General features: G+C 65.0%; 23 protein-coding genes. 9 read left to right on the top strand and 14 right to left on the bottom strand.

What is annotated here, in order from left to right; all coding sequences use genetic code 11:
• Nucleotides 1-8: 8 nt before the first annotated feature.
• On the bottom strand, nt 9-938 hold the full coding sequence (gene argF, locus NCR34_RS11260) for an ornithine carbamoyltransferase (protein ID WP_244847159.1): 930 nt from the start codon (nt 936-938) through the stop codon (nt 9-11).
• Nucleotides 939-1,406: 468 nt separating this feature from the next.
• On the opposite strand from argF, the gene NCR34_RS11255 reads away from it, so the two are divergent.
• A complete protein-coding gene (locus NCR34_RS11255) occupies nt 1,407-1,742 on the top strand; it encodes a DUF3579 domain-containing protein (RefSeq protein ID WP_175944861.1) in 336 nt (111 codons plus the stop codon).
• A 144-nt stretch (nt 1,743-1,886) separates the two neighbouring features.
• On the opposite strand, the gene rpsT is transcribed toward NCR34_RS11255, so the two are convergent.
• Complete coding sequence (rpsT, locus tag NCR34_RS11250; protein ID WP_159836876.1) at nt 1,887-2,165, bottom strand: 30S ribosomal protein S20; 279 nt, start codon at nt 2,163-2,165, stop codon at nt 1,887-1,889.
• 445 nt (nt 2,166-2,610) lie between these two features.
• Here rpsT and murJ point away from each other — a divergent pair, with 445 nt between their 5' ends.
• Complete coding sequence (gene murJ, locus NCR34_RS11245) at nt 2,611-4,161, top strand: murein biosynthesis integral membrane protein MurJ (RefSeq protein ID WP_250499905.1); 1,551 nt, start codon at nt 2,611-2,613, stop codon at nt 4,159-4,161.
• Nucleotides 4,161-5,006: a SirB1 family protein gene (locus NCR34_RS11240; RefSeq protein WP_244847157.1), complete on the top strand. Its 846-nt coding sequence runs from the start codon at nt 4,161-4,163 to the stop codon at nt 5,004-5,006. Before murJ ends, NCR34_RS11240 begins: the two co-directional genes overlap by 1 nt.
• A gap of 21 nt (nt 5,007-5,027) precedes the next feature.
• Here the strand turns inward: NCR34_RS11240 and NCR34_RS11235 are convergent, their stop codons facing one another.
• The 5 genes from NCR34_RS11235 to lpxK all read right to left on the bottom strand — a co-directional run bounded on the left by NCR34_RS11235 (nt 5,028) and on the right by lpxK (nt 8,862).
• Nucleotides 5,028-5,786 carry a 3-hydroxyacyl-CoA dehydrogenase gene (locus NCR34_RS11235; protein ID WP_250499904.1) on the bottom strand — a complete coding sequence of 253 codons (759 nt, stop codon included), beginning with the start codon at nt 5,784-5,786 and terminating at the stop codon, nt 5,028-5,030.
• A 120-nt stretch (nt 5,787-5,906) separates the two neighbouring features.
• Complete coding sequence (gene adk / locus NCR34_RS11230) at nt 5,907-6,572, bottom strand: adenylate kinase (RefSeq protein WP_206466869.1); 666 nt, start codon at nt 6,570-6,572, stop codon at nt 5,907-5,909.
• 284 nt (nt 6,573-6,856) lie between these two features.
• Nucleotides 6,857-7,648: a 3-deoxy-manno-octulosonate cytidylyltransferase gene (gene kdsB, locus NCR34_RS11225; RefSeq protein ID WP_250499903.1), complete on the bottom strand. Its 792-nt coding sequence runs from the start codon at nt 7,646-7,648 to the stop codon at nt 6,857-6,859.
• Nucleotides 7,649-7,658: 10 nt separating this feature from the next.
• Nucleotides 7,659-7,865 carry a Trm112 family protein gene (locus tag NCR34_RS11220; protein ID WP_206466865.1) on the bottom strand — a complete coding sequence of 69 codons (207 nt, stop codon included), beginning with the start codon at nt 7,863-7,865 and terminating at the stop codon, nt 7,659-7,661.
• Complete coding sequence (gene lpxK, locus NCR34_RS11215) at nt 7,846-8,862, bottom strand: tetraacyldisaccharide 4'-kinase (protein WP_250499902.1); 1,017 nt, start codon at nt 8,860-8,862, stop codon at nt 7,846-7,848. Before lpxK ends, NCR34_RS11220 begins: the two co-directional genes overlap by 20 nt.
• A gap of 489 nt (nt 8,863-9,351) precedes the next feature.
• Here lpxK and xseA point away from each other — a divergent pair, with 489 nt between their 5' ends.
• From xseA to NCR34_RS11200, 3 genes are all read left to right on the top strand, one after another.
• Nucleotides 9,352-10,719 (top strand): exodeoxyribonuclease VII large subunit, encoded by a 1,368-nt coding sequence (xseA, locus tag NCR34_RS11210; protein ID WP_250499901.1) that lies wholly within the window; start codon nt 9,352-9,354, stop codon nt 10,717-10,719.
• A 208-nt stretch (nt 10,720-10,927) separates the two neighbouring features.
• Nucleotides 10,928-11,509, top strand: coding sequence for a superoxide dismutase (locus NCR34_RS11205; RefSeq protein ID WP_175944843.1), 582 nt, complete (start codon nt 10,928-10,930; stop codon nt 11,507-11,509).
• A 262-nt stretch (nt 11,510-11,771) separates the two neighbouring features.
• Nucleotides 11,772-12,539 (top strand): hypothetical protein, encoded by a 768-nt coding sequence (locus NCR34_RS11200; protein WP_250499900.1) that lies wholly within the window; start codon nt 11,772-11,774, stop codon nt 12,537-12,539.
• 240 nt (nt 12,540-12,779) lie between these two features.
• On the opposite strand, the gene NCR34_RS11195 is transcribed toward NCR34_RS11200, so the two are convergent.
• The 7 genes from NCR34_RS11195 to NCR34_RS11165 form a co-directional block, all read right to left on the bottom strand.
• Nucleotides 12,780-14,093: a glycosyltransferase family 87 protein gene (locus NCR34_RS11195; RefSeq protein WP_250499899.1), complete on the bottom strand. Its 1,314-nt coding sequence runs from the start codon at nt 14,091-14,093 to the stop codon at nt 12,780-12,782.
• 44 nt (nt 14,094-14,137) lie between these two features.
• Nucleotides 14,138-14,500, bottom strand: coding sequence for a DMT family transporter (locus NCR34_RS11190; protein ID WP_175944835.1), 363 nt, complete (start codon nt 14,498-14,500; stop codon nt 14,138-14,140).
• Between the two features lie 21 nt (nt 14,501-14,521).
• Nucleotides 14,522-15,943 carry a UbiA family prenyltransferase gene (locus tag NCR34_RS11185; RefSeq protein ID WP_250499898.1) on the bottom strand — a complete coding sequence of 474 codons (1,422 nt, stop codon included), beginning with the start codon at nt 15,941-15,943 and terminating at the stop codon, nt 14,522-14,524.
• Nucleotides 15,944-16,174: 231 nt separating this feature from the next.
• Nucleotides 16,175-17,449, bottom strand: a complete 1,275-nt coding sequence (locus NCR34_RS11180; RefSeq protein WP_250499897.1) for an EAL domain-containing protein — start codon at nt 17,447-17,449, stop codon at nt 16,175-16,177.
• A gap of 224 nt (nt 17,450-17,673) precedes the next feature.
• Nucleotides 17,674-19,107, bottom strand: coding sequence for a multidrug transporter subunit MdtD (gene mdtD / locus NCR34_RS11175; protein WP_250499896.1), 1,434 nt, complete (start codon nt 19,105-19,107; stop codon nt 17,674-17,676).
• Nucleotides 19,108-19,121: 14 nt separating this feature from the next.
• Nucleotides 19,122-19,868 carry a GntR family transcriptional regulator gene (locus NCR34_RS11170; protein WP_175944828.1) on the bottom strand — a complete coding sequence of 249 codons (747 nt, stop codon included), beginning with the start codon at nt 19,866-19,868 and terminating at the stop codon, nt 19,122-19,124.
• A 112-nt stretch (nt 19,869-19,980) separates the two neighbouring features.
• Complete coding sequence (locus NCR34_RS11165; protein ID WP_206466851.1) at nt 19,981-21,201, bottom strand: MFS transporter; 1,221 nt, start codon at nt 21,199-21,201, stop codon at nt 19,981-19,983.
• Nucleotides 21,202-21,540: 339 nt separating this feature from the next.
• On the opposite strand from NCR34_RS11165, the gene xdhA reads away from it, so the two are divergent.
• Genes xdhA through xdhC form a run of 3 tightly spaced genes read left to right on the top strand, consistent with a single transcriptional unit; the run spans nt 21,541 to nt 25,936 of the window.
• Nucleotides 21,541-23,055 carry a xanthine dehydrogenase small subunit gene (gene xdhA, locus NCR34_RS11160; RefSeq protein WP_250499895.1) on the top strand — a complete coding sequence of 505 codons (1,515 nt, stop codon included), beginning with the start codon at nt 21,541-21,543 and terminating at the stop codon, nt 23,053-23,055.
• 14 nt (nt 23,056-23,069) lie between these two features.
• Nucleotides 23,070-25,433, top strand: coding sequence for a xanthine dehydrogenase molybdopterin binding subunit (gene xdhB, locus NCR34_RS11155; protein WP_250499894.1), 2,364 nt, complete (start codon nt 23,070-23,072; stop codon nt 25,431-25,433).
• A complete protein-coding gene (gene xdhC / locus NCR34_RS11150) occupies nt 25,430-25,936 on the top strand; it encodes a xanthine dehydrogenase accessory protein XdhC (protein ID WP_250499893.1) in 507 nt (168 codons plus the stop codon). The genes xdhB and xdhC overlap by 4 nt, the downstream gene beginning before the upstream one ends.
• Nucleotides 25,937-25,940: the final 4 nt, after the last annotated feature.

Below are 25,940 nucleotides of genomic sequence, written 5' to 3'. Positions count from 1 at the left end.
AAGCCGCGTCAGTGGTTCAGCTTGCCGAGCAGCAAGTACTCCATCAGCGCCTTCTGCACGTGCAGGCGGTTTTCCGCCTCGTCCCACACGACGCTCTGCGGCCCGTCGATCACTTCCGCGCTCACTTCCTCGCCGCGATGCGCCGGCAGGCAGTGCATGAAGAGGGCATCGGCGTTGGCGCGCGCCATCATGTCGGCATCGACGCAATAGTCCGCGAACGCCTTCTTGCGCGCCTCGTTCTCTGCTTCGAAGCCCATGCTCGTCCACACGTCCGTCGTGACGAGATCCGCGCCCGCGCAGGCTTCGTTCGGATCGGCGAATTCTTCGTAAAACGGCGCGCTTTCAGGCGCCACCAGCGCGCGATCCAGCTTGTAGCCTTCCGGCGTGGACAGGCGCAGCTTGAAGCCGAGAATCTGCGCGGCTTCGATCCACGTGTACAGCATGTTGTTGGCGTCGCCGACCCACGCGACGGTCTTGCCGTGAATCGGCCCACGATGCTCGTAATACGTGAAGATGTCGGCGAGCACCTGGCACGGATGGTATTCGTTGGTCAGCCCGTTGATGACCGGCACGCGCGAGTTCTCCGCGAACCGCTGGATGATGTCCTGCCCGAACGTGCGGATCATGATGATGTCCACCATGCGCGAAATGACCTGCGCCGCATCCTCGATCGGCTCGCCGCGCCCGAGTTGCGTGTCGCGCGTGCTCATGAACACCGCGTGACCGCCCAACTGGAAGATGCCCGCCTCGAACGAAAGGCGCGTGCGCGTCGAGTTCTTCTCGAAGATCATCGCGAGCGTGCGGTCGTGCAGCGGGTGGTACGTCTCGTAGTTCTTGAACTTGCGCTTCAGAATGCGGGCGCGCTCCAGCACGTACTCGTAATCGTCGAGCGAAAAATCCTTGAACTGAAGATAGTGGCGAATTTTCTTGGCGGTCATGAAACGCAAGCAGCGGCTTCGAACCGGGTGCGCGACTGCCGGAAGACGTCGCTTGACCGGACGGCGCCGCCATCGGGAGTGGGTTGGCGTTCGAGCATAAAGGATTTTGCGAGGTTTGACGAGGCGGCGGAAAGGCCGATAGACAGGCGCGCGAGCCTGTGTGCGCTGCGGAAACAGGGGCGCTGCGGTATAATTGCCGGCGCTCGTTTCAACAACTCTGCAACACTCAGTAACGCTCAGCACCGTTTCACGCGCATGGTAGGCGTTGGCTCGCAAGAGTCCGCTTGGCGTTCTTTTGCGCTTGCGATCTCTTCGTGCTGCCGAGTCCGCCATCCAGTCGCGGGCGCGGGCGGTCCTCTTCGGGCCGTTGGCCAGGCGCCGCCCGGCGCTCGTGCCGGCCGGCGCGGTAGCCGCGTCAAGCGTGTGCATTCGCCGGTGCCGCCACCGGCCGACAAAAGGTATTGCTACATGGCTGAATCATCCCCTACCGAGTACTTCATACAAGGCATCACCAAGAGCGGGAGGAAGTTTCGGCCGAGCGACTGGTCGGAGCGCCTGTGCGGTGTCATGTCGGGCTTCGGGCCGAAAGCGAAAGGGCCGAACGCGCGCCTGCAATATTCCATCTACGTGCGCCCGACGATGATCGGCGACATCAAGGTCGTGATCGTCGATTCGCGTCTGCGCGACATCGAGCCGATGGCTTTCGACTTCGTGCTGAACTTCGCGAAGGACAACGACCTCGTGGTGACCGAGGCGTGCGAATTGCCGCCGCATCACGGCACGCAGACGCAGCAGCGTCGCTAGACTGAAAAGCCGCACGGTCGGCAGCAGCACGCAAAAAAGCCCGCGCAAGCGGGCTTTTTCGTTACAGCGCAGCGGAAACAGGAAGCCGTTCCGACGAGCGCGCGATTCAAGGAACCGCAAGCACCCGCCGAGAACGAGCCGGAATTACTGGGCTGCGGGAGCCTGCAGACCCTTGATGGCTGCAGCCAGGCGGCTCTTGTGACGAGCGGCCTTGTTCTTGTGGATGATCTTCTTGTCCGCGATGATGTCCATCGTCTTGACCGACGACTTGAACACTTCTGCGGCCTTGGCCTGATCGCCGGCTTCGATTGCCTTGCGAACTGCCTTGATGGCCGTGCGGAACTTCGAGCGCAGCGCCGAGTTGTGCGAGTTGGCCTTGGCGGCCTGACGGGCGCGCTTGCGAGCTTGTGCGGTATTTGCCATGACGGTTCCTTATCCTGTTTCTGCTGTTACTTGTCGGAGCGGGCTTCACCTTCTGACCCGGCGGGCCGGAAGCGGTGATCGACGCGCGCTGCCTTTGATCTGAAATTCCGGGAAGCGATTGAGCGATTAAGCCATTCGCCCGGAAACCTGAGACGCCCAAGCTGGACGCCTTTGGAACACTGCCGACAGACCCGGAAGCCGCGAAAAGCACGCTGGCGCTTCAAGCCTGACTTCCGCCGGATTCCCGTTTCGGGCGCAATTTCGCCAGAACCGGCCGTCGAAACCCGCGATTATAGCAAGCGAAGACGAGATATGACAAGCGCGACAGTGCGGGCGGCAGCCCGTTCCCGCGCCGCCACGAATTTGGTGCAATCCGTCATTCTCGCGGCGTTGCGCGCCAGCGTTACCGGAGCGCGTCACCCTCGGCCCGTATAATAAGCGCCCCATGAATCTATTCCGAGCCCTCCTGACGGTCAGCGGCTTCACGCTGCTGTCGCGCGTGACCGGCCTGATCCGCGAAACGCTGATCGCCCGAGCCTTCGGCGCCAGTCTCTACACCGACGCGTTTTACGTCGCGTTCCGCATTCCGAACCTGCTGCGGCGCCTGTCCGCGGAAGGCGCGTTCGCCCAGGCGTTCGTGCCGATCCTCGCCGAGTTCAAGAACAGCAAGGGCCACGATCCGACCAAGGCGCTCGTCGATGCTATGTCGACCGTGCTGACCTGGGGCCTCGTCGTGCTGTCGCTTGCCGGCATGGCGGGCGCGAGCTGGGTCGTGTTCGCGGTCGCGTCGGGACTGAAGCACGACGGCGCGGCGTACGGCCTCGCCGTGGAGATGACGCGGATCATGTTCCCGTACATCATCTTCATTTCGATGACGACGCTCGCCTCGGGCGTGCTCAACACGTACAAGCAGTTCTCGCTGCCCGCGTTCGCGCCGGTGCTGCTCAACGTGGCGTTCATCTTCGCGGCGGTGTTCGTCGCGCCGCACATGAAAGTGCCGGTGTACGCGCTCGCTTATGCGGTGATCGCGGGCGGCCTGCTGCAATTCCTCGTGCAACTGCCCGGCTTGAAGAAGATCGACATGATGCCGGCCGTCGGCCTGAACTTCCGGCGCGCGCTCGCGCATCCCGGCGTGAAGCGCGTGCTAGCGAAGATGGTGCCCGCGACGTTCGCGGTGTCGGTCGGGCAACTGAGCCTCATCATCAACACGAATATAGCGTCGAATATCGGGCAGGGCGCGGTGTCGTGGATCAACTACGCCGACCGGCTGATGGAATTCCCGACCGCGCTGCTCGGCGCGGCGCTCGGCACCATTCTCCTTCCGAGCTTGTCGAAAGCACACGTCGACGCCAACGCCGACGAATATTCCGCGCTCCTCGACTGGGGCTTGCGCATCACGTTCCTGCTCGCGGCGCCCAGCGCCGTCGCGCTCTTTTTCTTTGCCGAGCCGCTCACCGCGACGCTCTTTCACTACGGCAAGTTCGACGGCCATTCCGTCGTGATGGTCGGCCGCGCGCTGTCGGCGTACGGCATCGGCCTCGTCGGGCTGATTCTCATCAAGATTCTCGCGCCCGGTTTCTACGCGAAGCAGGACATCAAGACGCCGGTGAAGATAGCCGTCGGCGTGCTCATCATGACGCAGGTGAGCAATTACATCTTCGTGCCGATCTTCTCGCACGCGGGGTTGACGCTTTCCATCGGCCTCGGCGCGCTCGCCAACGCGCTGCTGCTTTTCATCGGACTGCGCCGCCGCGGCATTTATCAGCCGTCGCCGGGCTGGACGCGCTTTTTCGTGCAGCTGGTCGGCGCGTGTCTCGTGCTGGCCGGCGTGATGCACTGGGTGTCGGCCAATTTCGACTGGATTGCCATGCGCGCGACACCCTTCGCACGAATCATGCTGCTCGGAGCTAGCCTGGTTGTGTTCGCGGGACTGTATTTCGGTATGCTTTCCGCAATGGGCTTCAAATACGCTTACTTCAAGAGACGAGCGCATTGATGACGACGACGCGTATCCTCGACTATTTCTCGGCCCTGATGGCCGACGACGAGAGCCTGCCGCTCACGGAGGCCGCGCTGTCGCTCGCGCAGGACGCCTATCCGGACGTCGACATGCAGGCGGTGCTCGCGGAACTGGACGAACTTGTCGTGCGCGCGCGTCGCCGCATGCCGGAGGACGCGGACGTCAAACAGCGCGTCGAGGCGCTCAATCGCTATTTCTTCCGCGAGCTGGGTTTCTCCAGCAACCTGAACGATTACTACGATCCGGACAACAGTTATCTGAACGCGGTGCTGCGCCGTCGGCGCGGCATCCCGATTTCGCTTGCCGTTATCTATCTGGAAATGGCCGAGCAGCTTGGCTTGCCAGTGCAGGGCGTGTCGTTTCCGGGCCATTTCCTGTTGCGCGTCGCGACGCCCGGCAGCGATCTCATGCTCGATCCGACCACCGGCCAGTCGCTCTCCGAAGCGCAAATGGTCGAAATGCTGGAGCCGTATGTGCAGCGTGTCGGTGAATCAATCGGCAGCGCGTTGCGCGTGCTGTTGCAGCCCGCGACGCGCCGCGAAATCGTCGCGAGAATGCTGCGCAACCTCAAGAGCATCTATCTTCAGACGGAGCGTTGGCAGCGTCTGCTTGCCGTGCAGCAGCGGCTGGTGATCGCGCTGCCGGACAGTATCGAGGAAGTGCGCGACCGCGGCTTCGCGTACGCGCGGCTCGACTATTTGCGCCCGGCGCTCGAAGACCTTGAGCGCTATCTGGAAGACCGCCCCGACGCGGTGGATGCCACCGTCGTCGAGTCAGAGTTGCACGATCTGCGACTGCGCACGCAGGAAAACGGCGACTGAGCCGAGATTCAAGCGGCGCGCTTATTTCGGCTGCATGCGGATGGCGCCGTCGAGGCGGATCACTTCGCCGTTGAGCATCGGGTTGTCGAAGATCTGCTTGACCAGCATCGCGAATTCGTCCGGCTTGCCGAAGCGCGAAGGGAACGGCACCATCGCGCCGAGCGCCGTCTGCACGTCGGGCGGCATGCCGAGCAGCATCGGCGTTTCGAAGATGCCCGGCGCAATCGTCATCACGCGGATGCCGCTGCGCGCGAGATCGCGTGCGATCGGCAGCGTCATGCCCACGACGCCGCTTTTGGACGCCGCATACGCCGCCTGCCCGATTTGCCCGTCGAATGCCGCGACCGACGCCGTGTTCACGATCACGCCGCGTTCGCCCGCGCCGTTCGGCTCGTTCTGCGACATCGCGTTGGCCGCGAGCCGGATCATGTTGAACGTGCCGATCAGATTCACCGCGACGACCTTGCTGAAGAGATCGAGCGGGTGCGGACCGTCGCGCCCGACCGTCTTCGATGCCGGCGCGATGCCCGCGCAGTTCACGAGGCCGCGCAGCGTGCCGAGCTTCGTCGCGGCATCGACGGCGCGTTGTCCGTCGTCTTCGCGGCTCACGTCGCACTTCACGAACACGCCGGCCAATTCGCGCGCAAGCGCTTCGCCCGCGGCTTCGTTCATGTCGGCGATCACGGGCTTGCCGCCATTGCCCGCGACGACGCGCGCGGTCGCCGCGCCCAGACCCGACGCACCGCCCGTGATCAACACGACGTTGTCTTTCATCTCCATGTGTCTTCTCCTTGTAGTGTGGCCCTCGCGGGCGACGCGTCGATTGTAGCCAACGCCCTGCCGGGAGCGCGCATAAAAAAACCCGCTCGTTCGGAGCGGGTTTCTTGGGTGATCGGCTGCTTACTTCAGCGCAGCGAACACGCGATCGCGGATTTCATCGACACTGCCGGAACCCGAGATACGCCGGTATTGAGGCGCCTTCAGCCCGTCTTCCGTGGCGCCCGACTTCGCCCAGTCGTTGTAATACGCGATGAGCGGCTTCGTCTGCGCGTCGTACACGTCCAGACGCTTGCGCACGGTCTCTTCCTTGTCGTCCTCGCGCTGAATCAGCGGCTCGCCGGTCACGTCGTCCACCATGTCGTTCTTCGGCGGATTGAACGTGACGTGATACGTGCGCCCCGACGGCGCATGCACGCGACGCCCGCTCATGCGGGTGATGATCTCGTTGAAGGGCACGTCGATTTCGAGCACGTAGTCAATCACGACGCCCGCGCTCTTCATGGCTTCGGCCTGCGGAATGGTGCGCGGGAAGCCGTCGAACAGATAACCGTTGGCGCAGTCGCTCTCCAGCAGCCGCTCCTTCACCAGATTGATGATGAGCAGGTCCGGCACGAGTTCGCCCGCGTCCATGTAGCGCTTCGCCTCGACGCCAAGCGGCGAGCCCGCTTTCACGGCGGCGCGCAGCATGTCGCCCGTGGAAATCTGCGGAATGCCGAATTTCTCCTTGATGAAGTTTGCCTGGGTGCCCTTGCCCGCGCCGGGTGCGCCCAACAGGATCAAACGCATGGTGATATCTCCGAATCGTCTAGAAACCGCTGGCGCGAGGTTCGTGACATCCGGCGGCGACGCTCGGGCGGCGTCGACGACAGGCGGCGCGGCCGATTCGACAGGCAGCGCGGCACCCGCGGACAGCGGCGCAACGTTGAGCGTGGCGCTGACCGGAAGGCTCGCGCAATCGCTTGATTATGCCACGCCTCATTACGATCGCGGCCCTGATAGCGATTATGGAAACCGCTAAGACGCCCGCCGCGCGGGCGTTTGGCGGGGTATACACCGGTTGCGCGATGCGTTCAGTTCGCGCGTGCGAAGAGCGCCTGCACGCGCGCGAGGTCCGCGGGCGTGTCGACGCCCGGCGGCGGCGCGTCTTGCGTGACAAGCACCGCGATGCGCTCGCCGTGCCACAGCGCGCGCAGTTGTTCGAGCGCTTCGGCCGCTTCGATGGGCGCTTGAGCGAGCGTCGGGAAGTCGCGCAGAAACTTCGCGCGATAGGCGTAGAGGCCGATATGCCGCAGCACGTTGTCCGGCACGGCGGGCAGCGCACACAGCGCGGCGACGTCGGGCCAGCGCGGCTGCCACGCATCGCGCGACCACGGAATCGGCGCGCGAGAAAAGTACAGCGCGACGCTTTTCGCATCCAGCGCGACCTTCACCACGTTCGGATTGAAGACGTCGGCGGGATCGTGGATCGGATGCGCGGCCGTCGCGATCGCGCATTCGCCGTGCGCGGAGAGATGCGTGGCGACGTCGCGCACGAGTTGCGGGTCGATCAGCGGTTCGTCGCCCTGCACGTTCACGACGATGGTCTCGTCGCTCCAGTTCAGGCGCGTGGCGACTTCGGCGAGGCGGTCGGTGCCGGTTGGGTGATCGCTGCGCGTGAGCATCACTTCGATGCCGTGATCGCGGGCTGCTTCGACGACGAGGTGCGAGTCCGTCGCGACGAGCACGTGACTCGCGCCGGATTCACGCGCCCGCTCGGCGACGCGCACGACCATCGGCTTGCCGCCGAGATCGGCGAGCGGCTTGTTCGGCAGCCGCGTGGACGCGAGACGCGCGGGAATGACGGCGATGAACGGCACGGACATGACGGCGGCTTCAGAGGTCGCCGACAGGCTTCAGCGGCGTGACGGGCGTGCCTTCGACCGTCTGGCGCGCTTCGTCCACGAGCATCACCGGAATGCCGTCGCGAATGGGATACGCGAGTTTGTCCGCGTTGCAGACGAGCTCCTGTGCCGCGCGGTCGTAGTTGAGCGGGCCCTTGCAGATAGGGCAGACGAGGATTTCAAGCAGACGTGCGTCCACGGAGTTTCTCCACAACGAGAGCGATGAGGCGAGGGCTGAGCACGGCTTGCACGGGAACGACCCAGATGCGCGCGTCGCGCCAGGCTCCGAATTTTACTGCATCCTTTTCCGTGATCAGGATCGCGTCCGCTTCCACCGAGGCGAACGGATTCTCGCGGTACGCGTAGTGATCGGGGAAAGCGCGCGTCGTCGGCGCGATGCCCGCCGCGCGCAGCGTCGCGAAAAAGCGCTCCGGCGAGCCGATGCCCGCCGCCGCGACCACTTTCTCGCCGGCGAACTGCGCGAGCGGCCGGCGCACCGAGGGATCGTCGAGCAGCCACGCGTCGCCGGGTTCCAGATCGAGCGCGAACGTGTTCGGCCACGGCGGCAGCGTGCGGTCGTAAGGACTGTTGATGAGCGTGGCATCGCGATCACGCGACATCGGCTCGCGCAAGGGACCCGCGGGCAGCAGGAAGCCGTTGCCGCCGAGCCGGTCGTCGAACACGACGAGTTCGAACACGCGCGCGAGGCGATAGTGCTGCAGGCCGTCGTCGCTCACGATCACGTCGACATTCGGATGCGCGTTCAGCAAAGCGCGCGCGGCGGCGACGCGGTCCGGGCAGACGAACACCGGCGCATGCGTGCGGCGCGCGATCAGAAGCGGCTCGTCGCCGACTTGGCTCGCGATGCTCGCGGGCGTGACGCTCGTCGGCTCGGCGACCTTCGCGCCGTATCCGCGGGAGACTACGCCCGGCTGGAAGCCTGCCGCCCGCAACGCCTCGACGAGCGCGATGACGGTCGGCGTCTTGCCCGTGCCGCCGACGGTCACGTTGCCGACGACGACCACCGGCACGCCGACATCGACGCGCTTCATCCAGCCCACGTCGAAGAGCGCGCGGCGCGTCGCGGCGATTGCGCCGAACACGCACGCAAACGGCGTCAGCGCCCACGCGACGCCGCCGCGCCGACGCCATTCGCGGGCGAGAAAGTTTTCGATCGGCGGCTTGAAATCAGACATGGACCGCCTTCGCGCGGACGGCATTCAATGCGCAGTGACGCGGGAACGATGTCGGGTACGGCAGGGCGCGCAACGGCAACTCCTTCGATTCGGTATGCGTTGTACGGTTCGACCGGCGGTGCGCACTCAAAGGTCCGAAGCGACCTCAGAACCGCGCGAGCCGGTGCACGACCCGGCACTCTATCGCGCGAACGCGCTCTTCGCCAGTCGGCGCGGCCGTTCGCGGCGCCGACGCAAACTGTGGATAACTCTGTGAAGAACTTGGCGTTCGAAAAGGCGAAATCCGCTTCAGGAAAGAGTTGCTTCGGGAAATTGCCTGGCTTCCTGCAAGAAAACGAGTCGAATCAAGGACTTGGTACGAACTCATGGGCGTCCGGCGGCCGTCGGGGAGCCGCATCGGTAAGTTCTTCTGTGTGGACACTTGCTACACTGGCGGGGCCTTGCCAGGCGGACCGCGCCGGGCGACGCGCCTTTCATCCGATCCGAACCATGACTCCCGATTCCTTGCCGACGCCAGGCGGCGACGCCGTTGTCCCCGTTTCCGTACTCAACCGTGCGATCGGCACGATGCTGGAGCGGTCGTTTCCGCTCGTCTGGGTATCGGGCGAAGTGTCGAACTTCACGCGCGCCGCGAGCGGCCACTGGTACTTTTCGATCAAGGACGCCAACGCGCAGATGCGCTGCGTGATGTTCCGAAGCCGCGCGCAGTACGCCGAGTTCGTGCCGCGCGAAGGCGACAAGATCGAAGTGCGCGCGCTCGTCACGATGTACGAACCGCGCGGCGAGTTGCAATTGAGCGTCGAAGCCGTGCGGCGCACGGGGCAGGGGCGCCTGTACGAAGCGTTTCTGCGCCTCAAGGCGCAACTGGAGAGCGAAGGCCTCTTCGCCGCCGAGCGCAAGCGCGCGCTGCCGACGCATCCGCGCGGCATCGGCATCGTCACGTCTTTGCAGGCCGCCGCGTTGCGCGACGTGCTGACCACGCTCGCGCGCCGCGCGCCGCACGTGCCGGTGATCGTGTATCCGGGGCCGGTGCAGGGCACGGGCGCCGGCGCGAAACTCGCGGCGATGGTCGAAGCGGCCAACGCGCGGCGCGAAGTCGACGTGCTGATCGTGTGTCGCGGCGGCGGGTCGATCGAAGACTTGTGGGCATTCAACGAGGAAGTGCTCGCCCGTGCGATAGCGGCGAGCGAACTGCCGGTGGTGAGCGGCGTCGGTCACGAGACGGACTTCACCATCGCCGATTTCGCCGCCGATGTCCGCGCGCCCACGCCGACCGGCGCAGCGGAGCTCGTGAGTCCGCAGCGCGTGTTGTTGCTGCGCGAGCTCGATCATCGGCACGCGGCGCTCGCGCGCGCCTTCGGGCGCACGATGGAGCGTCGCGCGCAGCAGCTTGATTGGCTCGCGCGCAGGCTCGTGAGTCCCGCCGAGCGGCTCGCGCGGCAGCGCGTGCATCTGCGGCAACTCGCGAGCCGTCTCGCAACAGCCGGCGCGCGGCCCGTGCGCGATGCCCGCGCGCACTTCGCGCTCGTGCGGTATCGCTTCGAGCGCAGGCGCCCGGATGTCGCCGCGCAGACCGAGCACGTGCTGCGGCTCGCGCAGCGCCTGAAAAGCGCGAACGAGCGCCGTCGGGAGCGCGAGAAGGCGTGTGTATCGGAGCTGGCGGCGCGCTTGCAGGTGCTCAGTCCGCAGCGCACGCTGGAACGCGGTTATGCGGCGCTCATCGACACGCAAACGGGCCGCGCGCTGCGCGCGCCGAACGCGCTGAAGCCTAAGCGCGCGCTCACGGTTCACCTCGCGCAAGGCTCGGCGGACGTCGTTCTCGCTGACGTTCAGCCGCGTCTGTCCGACGATTTCTGACGCGTTTCGCGCTCGCCCCACGGCGTAATTTCGACGTGGCGCGAAGCGCGGCCGCGAGCACTTTTTACGCCGCTTTTGACGGTACGAAAGCGATCTTCCTCATAAAGGCGGGCGGTTTGCGGGGTTATCCCAACTCGCCTACAATCCATTGCTCCACTGCTTCACTCCTCACAGTCCCACAATCCACATAGAAAGGAAGCTCGCAATCATGGAACATACGCTCCCGCCGCTGCCGTTCGACAAGAACGCGCTTGCTCCGCACATGTCGGAAGAAACGCTCGAGTTTCACTATGGCAAGCACCACCAGACCTATGTGACCAAGCTCAACGAGCTGATCAAGGGCACTGAATTCGAGAACATGCAGCTCGAAGAAATCGTGAAGAAGTCGTCGGGCGGCGTGTTCAACAACGCGGCTCAGACGTGGAATCACACGTTCTTCTGGAACAGCCTGTCGCCGAACGGCGGCGGCGCTCCGACCGGCGCGCTGGCCGACGCGATCAACGCGAAATACGGCTCCTTCGACAAGTTCAAGGAAGAGTTCGCGAAGGTCGCCGTGGGCACGTTCGGCTCGGGCTGGACGTGGCTCGTGAAGAAGACCGACGGCTCGCTCGATATCGTCTCGACGAGCAACGCCGCGACGCCGCTGACCACCGACAGCAAGCCGCTCGTCACGCTGGACGTGTGGGAGCATGCTTACTACATCGACTATCGCAATGCGCGTCCGAAGTTCATCGAGGCATTCTGGAACATCGTGAACTGGGACTTCGCTTCGAAGAATTTCGGCGCGTAAATGGATGATGGGTTGTCGCCGAGGTGACAACCGGCTGTGCCGGACAGCGAGTCCGGTCAGCGTTCCGAAGATAAAGCCCTCCGTGCGAGGGCTTTTCTTTTGACTCAGGAGATACGACGCGCTGCGCGAAGCGGTGGTGAGCGCGGCATAGACGCTTCGCAAGCTCGCCTGATTAAAGTTTCCCTGCGCGATTCCGTTATTTCATTGTCGGCATCCGTCGAGAGCGGCGGCCTGTGCTCACTCTGAAGACAATGAACTCGCCATGAAACTCGTATCGAAACTCTGCCTGCTCGCTCTGCCCATCCTCGCCGCATGCGGCGGCGGCGGCGACGACAAGAACTGCGTGTCGGATCTCGGCAATCTGACCAAATCCTGCGTTCCGAGAACGTCTCACGCATTGCCCGAAGGCCTCTGGTACGGGTCGGCGAACTCGTCGCAGTCGTTCGCGGCTCAGACCATCGTGCTGGAAACCGGGCAGTACTACAGCATCTATACGCAGAGCGGCTCTTTCGTCTGGATGATCGAGGGCATCATGACGGCCACCGACGGCGCGTTCTCCGATCCCGCGACGGTCGGCTTCCACAACCTCGGCGCGATTCGCGCAGGCACGCTCACGGGCAACTTTACGACGAAGAGCGCGCTTTCCGCCACGACGAGTCTCTTCGTGAGCCCCGACACGACCGCCACCGCCTTTAACGGCAACTACAACACGACCTACGACACGCCGCTCGCCTTGAGCGATGTCGCGCGTACGTGGACGAGCGGCTCGGGCTTCAACCCCATCTCGACCATCACCTTCGCCGCCGACGGCACGGCCAACGGCACGCAAAGCGCCTGCACGTTCACGGGCAGCTTCAAGCCACGCGCAACCGGCAAGCATCTGCTCGACGGCACGCTGAACTTCAGCGGCGCGTTCTGTGGTCTCAACAATGTGTCGATGCCCGTCGAAGCGACGGTCGTGAATGGCTTGCTCACCGTGGTCGGCGTGACGCCGCAGCGGGATCAGGCGTTCTATCTGGCGGCGCAGTAAGAGTGGTGTCGTTGCGGGCCGAGGGGCGGTGCACGAGAGACCGAAGCCTCGGCTGACGCGCTCGACCTGATGCCATCAGCAACGCCGCAAGCGGCCGATTTATGCGTTCATCCACGCCCGCCCGATAAAATAGCGGTCTTTTCCTGCACCACCGCTTCATCATGAAACGCTTCGCTGCCCTCTGCGTCGCGGCGTGGACTTCCGCCGCGCTGCTTTACTTCGGACGACACTCCGCCGCGCTCATCGTGATGTCGGGTGTGCTCGCGCTGGCGTCGTTCGATCTTCTGCGCCCGGAATCGAACGAAAGCGCGTGACGCCGCCGGTCGCGAAGTATCGCGCGACGAGCAGCGCGTACAGCAGCCATACCGCGACCGTGTAGCTCGCGCCGCGCGACGCGAACGCCATCACCGCGATCGCCAGGCTCGCAAGCAGCAATTCGACTCGCGGCGCGACCCGCGACAGCCGCGCGCCGGGCCGCTCGAATGCCGTGCCGAACAGAATGCACACGGGGATCAGCGCAACGACCAGATGCACCGGCTCCAGCATCGGGGATGCGACGAGCATCGTCATCGTGGCGAGCGCGAAGTCAATGCGACGGTCCGCGTGGCGCCGCGCCACCAGTACCACGGCCAGCGTGCAGACAACCGAGGCGGTGGCAAGCCATACCGCGCCGAGCATCGGCTGCGACGCGCCGAGGCCGACGCTCTGCATCACCGTTTGCAGGCCGCCGCGCAGCGCAACGTTGATCGGCGCGCCGCCGAGCAGCAGATTCTGCGTGTTGAGGCGGGGCATGTCGGACACGACGTAATGCCAGATCGCATGAAAACCGAGCGCCCACGCGGTGATCGCGGTCAGCACGACGGACGAGATGAACGTGAACAGGGCAGTGCGCCATTCGCGTCGCAAAAGCAGCAGACCCGCAATGGCGATGGGCGTCACCTTCAGCGCGATGGCCGCGCCGAGGAACACGCCCGCGAGCCCGCGATTGCCGCGATCAATAAAGAAGAACGTCGCCGCGAGCAGGAAGAACAGCAACTCGTTCGACTGGCCCCAGTACACATCGTCGAAGAAAGGGCGGCTCAAGAGCGCGAGCGCGACGATCAGCAGCACGACGCCGCGATCCGCGCCCCGATACGCGAGCTTCGCGACCATCGCGACGCCCAGCGCGAACAGCACGAGCGATCCGCCGACCCACACCGTCTTTGCCCCGAGCGGCGAAAGCGCGCCGAGCGGCGAGAACAGCCACGCGAATTGCGGTGGATACGCATAGAACACGTCCATGCCGGTATCGCGGGCGCCGATCGAGCGCATGAACGCGACGAGGCCCGCGTGATCGTAGAGCACCGTCGCATCGGCGGGATGGCTGAGCACGGTCGTGAACGCGTACAGGTAGTAGTTGAAATCGCTGAACGCATTCGCGGGATCGGCGCGGAACTGCGCGTAGACGTGCGGCACGCGCGCCGCGATCATCGCTAGTGCAACGACGATCAACGTCGTCGAAATCGCGCCGAGACTCGGCGCGGACTTGCCCGTGGCAGTCCGTGAGATCAGCATGACAGTTCCCCGAAACGACTCTTTTATTTGATATTCAACGCCGCTCAAGCTGTGGCCGGAGCGGGCGCGTAAAGCAGCAGAACACTGGCGATCAACAACGTGGCGCCGGCAAGCGTGCGCAACGACATCGCTTCACCGAGCACCACGCCGAACAGCATGATTTCGAGTATCGTCACCGCGACCATCAGCGGATACGCCACGCTCAGTTCCACGCGCCGCAGCGCGAGCGCATACAGCACGAAGCCCGCGCCATAAGCGCCGATCGCCCCGAGCCGGTAGATGAGCGCGCGCGGCTCCATGCCGAAGACGAGCGCGTGGCCGCTCGCCGGCAGCGTGCCCGCGAGACGCAGCAGGATACTCGCGAGCGCGCTGCACGTGCCGCTCAGAAGAAGCGTGATGTATTGCATGAAGCGCAGGTCAGGTTGGAGCTAGATCGCCGCGACGATCGTGGCGATGCATAGACAGATGACGAGCAGGCTCAGGCGGTTCTTGATCGCGTAGACGATCGGGTCGTCGTGCATCTCGCCGCGAAACGCGAGCATCCACACGCGACTCACCCAGTACAGCAAGAGCCCGAAGAGCACCCATAGCGCGTGCGGATGCCGATACAGCAGCCGCACGTCCGACGAGTTCAGATACAGCGCCAGCACCAACACGGCGACATAGCCCGACGCGGTGCCGAACGAGCGCAGAATGCCGAGATCCTGCGTGACGTAGCCGCGCCCGGCCGCCGACACCTTGCCGTCGCGCAAGAGGGCGTCGAGCTCGGTGTAACGCTTGACCATCGCGAGGCTCAGGAAGATGAGCACCGAGAACATGATGAGCCAGTCCGACAGCAGAATATCGGCCGCCGCGCCGCCCGCGATCACGCGCGACGTATAGAGCGCGGCGAGCGTGAAGACATCCACCAGCATCAGGCGCTTGAGCTTGAACGAATACGCGAGCGTCACGATGAAGTAGCCGCCGAGCACCAGCTGGAAGTTGGGCGCGAGTTGCCCGGCAAGCGCGGCGGATGCGACGAGCAGCGTCAACGTGAGCGCCATGCCGTAGGTCAGCGGCAGTTGGCCCGACGCGAACGGCCGGTTGCGCTTCTTCGCATGGCGACGGTCCGAGTCGAGATCGAGCATGTCGTTCAGCAGATACACCGCAGAGGCGCAGAAGCTGAACGAGAAGAACGCGAGCGTTTCGTCGAGCAGCATCGCCGGATCGGTGAAGCGGTGCGACGCGAGCAGCGGCACGAAAATCAGCAGGTTCTTCACCCACTGGTACACGCGCATTTCCTTGAGCGTCAGGCGAACGAGCGAGCGCTTTTCTTCGAAGAAGACGATCGTCTTGTTCACCTTCTCCGCCGCCGCCGCGATGTGCCGGTTGCCGACGACGATCGCCTGACGCGACGCCTTCCAGACAGGCACGTCGGCGAGCGCGTTGCCGCAGTAATCGAAACCGTGCGCGCCGAATTCCTTCGTGAGCGCGCCGGCCTTTTGACTGCCTTTGAGGTTGTGTGATTGATCGCTCGCGAGCACGCCCGTGAAGATGCCGAAGTGCTTGGCGATCTGTTCTGCGAACTGTTTGTTCGACGCGGTGCACAGATAAAGGTCGCGTCCCGATTGACGCTGCTCCCGCAGATATTCGACGAAACGCGCGTTATACGGCAGCACGGACACGTCGATGGCCACGCGCTCTGCGATCTGCGCCTTCAGATACGCCTTGCCGCGCAAGAGCCAGACGAAACAGTAGAGGATATAGACCGGATTCTTCTTGACGAGCACGAGGAACGATTCGACCAGCAGATCGGTGGCGGTCAGCGTGCCGTCCAGATCGACGCACAGGGGAACGCTAGCTTCGGCCATGATTTCCTCGTTGCGATCATTCGTCGTGAGATTCGGGCGAGCGCCGCCGAACCGTTTGCGTACAGAATAACGAGGGCTCTTTTTCTAGCTCTGTGCGTTAGGGCACTCGTGTCGCGCGCCCGAGACAGTACGGTATCTGTTTCCCTAGGTTTTGTGAATTGTTTGGGACCGCTTGCTTTCGGGGATGGAAGCGGCGCTGTTAAGTAAGCGCCGCATGGCAGAAAGGGCGTCTCAGCGGCGCTTCGGCACGCCTTCCCAGTTGATGTCGACGCACAGCACCTGGAGCCCGTAAGGCGTTTGCGCCGCGATGGACGCCGTCACGCACAGGTGCGCCTCGTTGATCGACAAATACGGTGCCGTGAGATGCACGCGCCCCGGCGCGCGCAGCGCCTCGATGAAATAGGGGCGGCGCTCCCAGCTTGCGCCTTCCGAATGCAGCAGCGGGCTGAAGCGCTTGGCGCGCTGGGACGTCCGCACCACAGGCACGACGTTGTCGCCGATCTGCCGGCCCGCGTGGTCGAGCAGGAAACAGCGCGCGGTGTCGGCGAGTTGCAGCAATTCGCTCGTGGCGGCGGCGAGCGCCTCGCCTTCCATCAGCTTGACGGCGGCGCGTTCCAGTCCGCTCACGTACGGTTCGAGCCGCGCGGCCTGCGCGCGCTCGCGCGCCGCGACCCGTTCGCGCGATGCCGCCGAGAGCGCGTCCATGGTCCTCGCCGCGACTTCGCTGTGCACGGCTTCGACGCTCGGCTGCGCGAAATACGCGCCCTGCACGAAATCGACGTTGCATTCGAGCGCGATCAGCGCGTCGCGTTCGGTGGCGAGGCCGCCCATCAGCACGAGCTGGCCGGATTCATGCAGCAGCGACACGAGCCGCGGCAACACGCGCTCGATATGCGAATGTTCGGTCGCCTGCTGGAGAATGCAGCGGTCGAGCGAGACGATATCCGGCCGCAACTGCCACACGCGGTCGATGTTCGAATGCTTCACGCCGAAGCCGTCGAGTGCGATCAGAAAGCCCGACTTGCGCAGCGAATCGACGATCTCGGAAAAGCGCGTCGTCTCGCCGCCCGCCTGCTCAGGCACTTCGAGCACCACGCGCTGCGGCGGCAAGCCGATGTCCTTCAGCGCGGCGAGCAGCGCGTCGCCGTAGCTCGTGTCCATCAGCGCGGCGGGGTGCAGGCTCAGGAAAAGCCATTCGTCGTGGCTGTCGAACGCATTGAAGTTGCCGAGATGCAGCGATTCGGCGAGCCGGCCGAGTTCCAGCAGATCGCCGCGTCGCGCCGCCTGCGTGAAGACCTCGTGCGACGGCACATGCCGATGCGTCTCGTCGCGCGCCCGCAGCGACGCGTGATAGCCGATCGCCCGCCGGTGCGACACCGAAAATACCGGCTGAAACACGCTGAAGACGGTGTATTCGCCATACAGCACGGTGCGACGCGAGCCGTCGTCGCCGGCAACGGGGCGCGGCGGCTGGAAGCGGGGAGGGTCGAGATCAACCATGCTCAAGGTCTGACGGGCGTCGATCGGCTTTATGAGATAGCGGCAGTTTACAAGATCGCATCCGATCATTCGAGCAAGAAGCATGCGAATCGAGCATCGGCGCGGGTTTGCGCAGTGGAGCGCGTGCATTCGTCCGCTCATTGCGGGTCAAGATGACGTCGGGCGTCGCGTCGCGGTGCCGCGCGCACCACTGCGGTGCTGCGCGACGTCGCGATGGTGAGCGCAATCGCTCAGTTGGCTTCCGACGGGTCCGGCTTGTTGCGCGCGCCGCGCACTTCCGGCGCGAGCTGTCCGAAGATCCACGCGGTCGCCGCCGTGATGACGCCCACGCACAGAAACGTCGCGTGGAACGCAGGCAGCGAATTCGTTTCGGTGACGCGCGGAAGGAGCCCGGTGAACGTCGAGAGAATCGCGCCCGCGACGGTCACGCCGAGACTCATCGACAGCATCTGCACGAGCGAAAACAAGCTGTTGCCGCTGCTCGCGCCGCCGGTGCCGAGATCCTTCAGCGTGAGCGTGTTCATCGCGGTGAACTGCATCGAATTGACGGCGCCGAACGCGGCCAGTTGCACGAGCCGCAGCCATAGCGGCTGATGCGCGCTCGTGAGCGCGAAGCTCGCCATCATCAGGCCGACGAGCACGGTGTTGGTCACCAGCACGCGCCGATAACCGACGCGCTCGATCAGCCGCGTGACGAGCCGCTTGCTCGCCATGCCGGCGGCGGCGACGGGCAGCATCATCATGCCCGCCTGGAACGGCGTATAGCCGAGGCTCACCTGCAGCAAGAGCGGAATGAGATACGGCATCGCGCCGCTGCCGATACGCGCGAACAGGTTGCCGAGCAAGCCGACGCTGAATGTGTGAATCTTGAAGAGATCGAGCGAGAAGATGGGTTGCGCGGCGCGCGTCGCGTGCAGCCCGTAAGCGACGAAGCAGCCGACGCTCAGAATCAGCAACACGAGCACGATGGCGTGCTGAAGGCCGAGATCGGCGAGACCGTCGAGCGAAATGGTCAGCGCCACCATGCCGACCGCCAGCAGCAGATAGCCCGCGAGATCGAAGCGCGCGGTCGCGGGATTGCGGCTGTCGGGCATGTACAGATTCGTCGCGATGCAGCCGATCACGCCGACCGGCACGTTGATCAGAAAGATCCAGTGCCACGACGCGATCTGCACGAGCCAGCCGCCGAGCGTCGGACCGATGAGCGGCCCGATGAGCCCCGGAATCGCGACGAACGCGAGCGCCGAGAGATAGCGTTCCGCCGGAAAGACGCGCAGCACGGCGAGCCGGCCGACCGGCAGCAGCATCGCGCCGCCCACGCCCTGCACGACGCGAAACGCGACGAGCCCGGTGAGTGACTGCGCCTTCGCGCACAGCAGCGAGCCGATGGTGAAGATCAGGATCGCGCTGAAAAACACGCGCCGCGTGCCAAGCTTGTCCGCGAGCCAGCCGGAGACCGGGATCATCATCGCCATGGTCAGCGAGTACGCGATCACGACGCCCTGCATGCGCAGCGGCGCTTCGCCGAGGCTGCGCGCCATCGCGGGCAGCGCGGTGTTGACGATGGTCGAGTCGAGCGTCTGCATGAAGAAGCCCGTCGCGACGAGCCACAGCATGATGGTGAGCGATCGGTCGGACGGCTGGACTGTGGCGGTGTCGGTCATGGCGGGCGACGTCGTTATTTGCGAAGCTCGGCGACGAAGTCGTAGTAGTCGTTGCGGCAGTAGGTATCGGTCAGCTCGATCGCGCGCTGGTCCGCCGTGTAGCCGACACGCGTGATGAGCAACAGCGCGTCGTGCGGCGCGATGCCCATCTGTTCAGCAATCTCCGGACTCGCGTTCACCGCGCGAAAGTGCTGCAACGCGCGCACGATGGAGAGGCCGCGCGTGTCGAGATAGCTGTACAGCGAATCGCCGATGGCGAGCGGATCGGGAATCAGCGCGGCGGGGAAAGTGGAGTTTTCGACGGCCATCACGGTGTCGTCGGCAAGGCGCAGGCGCTTCAGGCGCGCGACAGTGGCCGCGGGCGACAGGCCGAGCTGAATCACTTCTTCGCGATTGGCGGGCTCGATGGTGCGCGAAAGCCACTTCGAACTCGGCTGAAAACCGCGCCGGCGCAGCATTTCGGAGAAGCTCGACAGACGCGAAAGCGGGTCTTCGTAGCGCGGTCGGATGAAGCTGCCCGCGCCCTGTTCGCGTCGAATGAGCCCTTGTTCGACCAGCAGCGCGATGGCCTTTCTCGACGTGATCCGCGAAACGCCCAGCGCTTCCGAGAGCACGCGCTCCGACGGCAGCGCTTCGCCCGCGTTCCAGCGGTTGTCGTGAATGGCGTTGGCGAGCTTGCGGGCGAGCTGAAGATAGAGCGGAGTGTCGCTGTCCGGGTCCGGGCGCAAATCGCGCCAGCGGTCTTCCGTGGTCGAGTTCATAAATCGGACGCTGTGGGGCCAAGCGGCGATTTTAAGACAAAGAGCGGGCAAAATTTCCGGCGTTTGCCTGCTCTTTCGGACGAGAGAGTGGAGCGATTTGCGAATCGACCGTTCACGCGGTTGCCGGGCCGCCCACGCCGCGCCCGGCGCGCATGTAAAGCGCCACCGACAACGCCACCGCCGATGCCGCCGCCAGCGCCGCGAACAGGAACACCGAGCCGTAGCCGAATTCGCCTGCGACATAGCCGGCGAGCGGCCCGGTCAGACCAAGCGACAAGTCGAGGAACACCGAGTACGCGGAGAGCGCCGCGCCACGGCTCGCGGGCGGCACGAGCCCGACGGCTTCGACGCCGAGCGCCGGGAACACGAGCGCGAAGCCGCATCCGGTCAACGCCGCGCCGGCCAGGGCGAAGGTGGGTTCTGCGGAGAGCCACAGCATCAGCAGGCCGGCGCATTCCAAGGCGAACGAGACGATGGCGACGCGAAAGCCGCCGTAGACCTTGATCGTGTTGGCGAACAGGAGGCGCGCGCCGACGAACGTCGTGCCGAACACCGTGAGCGAAAGCGCCGCGTTCGGCCAGTGATGCGCGGCATAGAAAAGCGTGATGAACGTCGCGATGGACCCGAAGCCCGCCGAGCCGAGCGCGAGTCCGAGCCCATGCGGCAGCACGCGGAAGAACACGCTGCGATACGACATGCGCTCGCCGTGAACGATGGGCACGCTCGCCATGCGCGTCGCGAGCCAGTAGCCGATGCCGCCCAGCGCGATCACGATGAAGCCGAGCGACGCGAAGCCGAGCGAATGGTCGATGGCGACGCCGAGCGGCGCGCCGATCGCAAGCGCGCCGTACGTCGCGATGCCGTTCCACGAAATCACCTTCGCGTTGTGCGCGACGCCCACGCGCCCGATGCCCCACGTGATCGAGCCGGTGCCGACCCAGCTTTCGCCGAAGCCGAGCACGAGCCGCGCGATCACCAGCAGCACGAGGCTCACCGCGTGCCATTGCGCCGCGAGCGCGGAGCACAGCAGCAGCACGCCGCTCGCCGCGCACGCGGCTAGGCCGTACAGCACCGTCTTTTTCGGCCCGAGCGTGTCGGCGGTGCGGCCCGCGAGCGGCCGCGACAACAGCGTGGCGAAGTACTGGACGCTGATCGCTGCGCCCGCCATCACCGAGCCGTAGCCCAGGTCCGTATGCACGAAGCCCGGCAGCACCGCGAGCGGAATGCCGATCGTCAGATAGCAGAGGAACGTGTACAGCACGACCGACACGATACGGAGAGTGACGGCGAAATCGCCTTGCGGCGCGGCGGCGGTGCGGGGCTGGGTGGACATAGGGAAAGTGCGGACTTGAATTCGGCGCGAAGGCGTGATTCTCCCATATGTTGCGGCGCAGCGTCGCAACCTTTTTTAACCAACTGGGTCAAATTCGCCAGGAGCACGGTCGTGCCGGATCGCCGAAAGCTTTGTCGGGCAAGGCGCTGGCGACTTATCGCGGGGCGAATATGTCGCTCATGCAATGTCCGCTATGGGTTCCGCATTTTGGCGGTGATAGCTTTCGAACCATCGAGGCGGTCGGACTATTCCGAAAATACCCGGCCCGAACCTCTCCGCCACCGGCTGCGCACCCCGCGCAACCAGCAAGAAGCCATGAAGCCCCGCGAGACATTCGTCATGACCCAGCCGATCCGCTTTTATCACCGCAACGCGATCCGCGAAGTGAGCGGTGCGTCGCCCACGCGCACCGTTCTTCAATATCTGCGCGAAGACGCGCGCTGCACCGGCACGAAGGAAGGCTGCGCCGAGGGCGATTGCGGCGCGTGCACGGTCGTCGTCGGCGAGCCGGACGGCGCGGGCGGCGTCGCGTTCAAGGCGGTCAACGCGTGCGTGCAGTTCCTGCCGACGCTCGATGGCCGCGCGCTCTTCACCGTCGAAGACCTGCGCCAGCCCGACGGCTCGCTGCATCCGGTGCAGCAGGCGCTCGTCGATTGCCACGGTTCGCAGTGCGGCTTCTGCACCCCGGGCTTCGCGATGTCGATGTTCGCCCTGTATGAGAAGCACGGTCACGCGACCACCGGCTGCGCGCACCGCACGACGCCGTCGCGCGAGGACATCAGCAACGCGCTGACCGGCAACCTGTGCCGCTGCACGGGCTACCGGCCGATTATCGACGCGGCCGAGCGCATGTTCGATCACGCGCCGCTCGCGCCCGTCGATGTGCAGTCGCTCGCGCGCACGCTCGACACCATCGCTCGCGACGACACGTTCCACTACGAGCACGCCGGCCGCCAGTTCGACGCGCCGCGCACGGTCGAGGCGCTCGCGAAGCTGAAGGCCGAGAAGCCGGACGCGCGCATTCTCGCGGGCAGCACGGACGTCGGACTGTGGGTGACGAAGCAATTGCGCGACATCGGCGACATCGTCTATGTCGGGCAGATCGATGCGTTCAAGCGCGTCGAGACGAAGGACGAGTGGATCGAGATCGGCGCGGGCGTGAGCGTCGAGCGCGCGTATGCGGAGCTCGCGAAGACCTATCCCGAACTGGAAGAGATGTGGCTGCGTTTCGCGTCGCTGCCGATCCGCAACGCCGGCACGCTCGGCGGCAACGTGGCGAACGGCTCGCCCATCGGCGATTCGATGCCCGGACTCATCGCGCTGAACGCTCGCGTGGTGCTGGCGAGCATCGACGGCACGCGCGAGATGCCGCTCGAAGACCTGTACCTCGCGTATCAGAAGAAGGACATGGCCGAGCATGAATTCGTCGCGGCGGTGCGCGTGCCGACGCGCACGGGAAAACGCGCGAATCTGCGCTTTCGGACCTACAAGCTGTCGAAGCGTTTCGACTCCGACATCTCCGCCGTGTGCGCCGCGTTCGCGTATATCGCGGAGGGCGACGTGATCCGCGAGCCGCGCATCGCATTCGGCGGCATGGCCGCGACGCCCAAGCGCGCCGCACGCGCCGAAGCCGCGCTCGCCGATGCGCAGTGGCACGAAGCCACGGCGCAGGCCGCGATGCGCGCGCTCGGCGAGGACTACGCGCCGCTCACCGACATGCGCGCGAGCAGCGGCTATCGGCTGGAGACGGCGAAGAGCCTGCTGTACCGCTTCTGGCTGGAGACGCGCCCGCACAATCCGCTCGCGAAATCGAAGCTGGATGTGCGCGCGATCGAACTCGTCGAAGCGAAATAAGGACACACACGAACATGAATCAGCAAGCCGAAGCCTTTCTCGCCGACGCGCAGTCCCTCGTCAACGACGCCGACGCGTTCAAGCAGGTCCACGTCTCGCGACCGCATGAATCCGCGCATCTGCACGTGAGCGGCCGCGCGAGCTATACCGACGACATTCCGCCCGTCGCGGGCACGCTGCACGCCGCGCTCGGGCTGAGCCCGAAGGCGCACGCGAAGATCGTGTCGATGAACTTCGACGCCGTGCGCGCGACGCCGGGCGTGGTCGCCGTCTTCACCGCCGACGACATTCCCGGCGTGAACGACTGCGGCCCGATCATCCACGACGATCCGGTACTCGCGCCGGGCGTCGTGCAGTACGTCGGCCAGCCGATGTTCATCGTGGTCGCGACCTCGCACGATACGGCGCGGCTCGCGGCGCGGCGCGCGTCGATCGAATTCGAAGACTTGCCCGCCGTGCTCACGGCAGAGGACGCGCGCCGCGCCGAATCGTACGTGCTCAATCCGCTCAAGCTCGCTCGCGGCGATGCAGACAGCGCGATGTCGAAGGCCGTGCATCACGAACGCGGCGCGATGAAGCTCGGCGGCCAGGAGCAGTTCTATCTCGAAGGCCAGATTGCGTACGCGGTGCCGAAGGACGACGACGGCATGCACGTCTACTGCTCGACGCAGCATCCGACGGAAATGCAGCATCTCGTCGCGCATGTGCTGGGCGTGCATTCGCATAACGTGCTCGTCGAATGCCGGCGCATGGGCGGCGGATTCGGCGGCAAGGAATCGCAGTCGGGCATCTTCGCGTGCTGCGCGTCGCTCGCGGCGTGGAAACTGTTGTGTCCGGTGAAGCTGCGCCCTGACCGCGACGACGACATGATGATTACCGGCAAGCGCCACGACTTCGTGTACGACTTCGAAGTGGGCTACGACGACGAAGGCGTGATCGAGGGCGTAGCCGTCGACATGACTTCGCGCTGCGGCTTTTCCGCCGATCTGTCCGGCCCGGTGATGACGCGCGCCGTCTGCCACTTCGACAACGCGTACTGGCTGCCGAATGTCGCGATCGAAGGCTATTGCGGCAAGACCAACACGCAGTCGAACACCGCGTTTCGCGGCTTCGGCGGGCCGCAGGGCGCGTTCGCGATCGAGTACATCATGGACAACATCGCGCGCTCCGTGGGCCGCGATCCGCTCGATGTCCGCATCGCGAATCTCTACGGCAAGACGGAGAACAACCGCACGCCGTACGGCCAGACGGTCGAGGACAACGTGCTGCACGAGCTCATCGGCGAACTGGCCGCGACGAGCGACTATCGCCGCCGCCGCGAAGCCGTGCGCGAGTTCAACGCGAACAACGAAATTCTGAAGAAGGGACTGGCGCTGACGCCGGTGAAGTTCGGCATCGCGTTCAACGTCACGCACTTCAATCAGGCCGGCGCGCTCGTTCACATCTACACCGACGGGTCGATTCTCGTGAACCACGGCGGCACGGAAATGGGCCAGGGGCTGAACACGAAGGTGGCGCAGGTCGTCGCGCATGAACTCGGAATCGACTTCGGCCGCGTGCGCGTGACGGCGACGGACACGAGCAAGGTGGCGAATACGTCGGCGACGGCGGCATCGACCGGAACGGATTTGAACGGCAAGGCCGCGCAGGACGCCGCGCGTCAACTGCGCGAGCGGCTCGCGACATTCGCGGCGGAGAAGTTCGGCGCGGGCACGGTGCCGGCGGCGAGCGTGCGCTTTGCCAACGACTGCGTGATCGTCGGCGAAGATGCGATTCCGTTCGGCGAAGTCGTCGCGAAGGCGTATCTCGCGCGCGTGCAACTGTGGTCCGATGGCTTCTACGCGACGCCCAAGCTCTACTGGGATCAGGCGACGATGCAGGGCCGCCCGTTCTTCTATTACTCCTACGGCGCGGCGGTGTCGGAAGTGGTGATCGACACGCTCACCGGCGAAATGCGCGTGCTGGGCGCGGATGCGCTGCATGACGTGGGCGCGTCGCTGAATCCGGCGCTCGACATCGGGCAAGTGGAAGGCGCGTTCGTGCAAGGCATGGGCTGGCTCACGACCGAAGAACTCTGGTGGAACAAGGACGGCAAGCTGATGACGCACGCGCCGTCCACCTACAAGATCCCGACGGTCAACGACATGCCCGCCGATTTCCGCGTGTCGCTCTTCAAGAATCGCAACGCGGAAGACAGCATTCATCGCTCGAAGGCGGTGGGCGAGCCGCCGCTTCTGCTGCCGTTTTCGGTGTTCTTCGCGATCCGCGATGCAGTCTCCGCGGTCGGCGATCACAAGGTGAATCCGCCGCTGAACGCGCCCGCTACGTCCGAGGAGATTCTGCGTGCGGTCAATGCAGTGAGGAGCGCGCGGTCATGATGCATGTCGTCGTGTTCGGCGCGGGCCACGTCGGCCATGCGCTCGTGAAGGTGCTGGGCACGCTGCCGTGCGTCGTCCAATGGGTCGATGCGCGCGACGAGCTTTTCCCCGACGAAGTGCCCGCGAACGTGCAGATCGAAGCGACGGATCTGCCGGACGCGATCGTCGATGAAGCGCCCGCCGGGGCGTATTTCATCGTGATGACGCACGATCATTCGCTCGACTTCGCGCTCACGCAGCGCATCATGCGGCGCGACGACTTCGCGTACTTCGGGCTCATCGGCTCGAAGACGAAACGCGTGAAGTTCGAGCGGCGATTGATGGAGCGCGGGTTGGCCGCAGAACGGCTCGTCGAGATGACGTGCCCGATCGGCGTCGAAGGGATCGTGGATAAAGCGCCCGCGTCGATCGCGCTGGCGGTCGCGGCGCAGGTGTTGCGGGTGCGGGAAGAACGGGCGCGGTCGAATGCTTCGATGCCGGGCGCGCGGCGCGCAATGATCTAAGCGC

The organism is Caballeronia sp. GAWG1-5s-s (assembly GCF_023631445.1).
Lineage (GTDB): Bacteria > Pseudomonadota > Gammaproteobacteria > Burkholderiales > Burkholderiaceae > Caballeronia.
The sequence above is the reverse complement of the archived record's forward strand: the minus strand, read 5'-3'. Positions and strand labels throughout refer to the sequence as shown.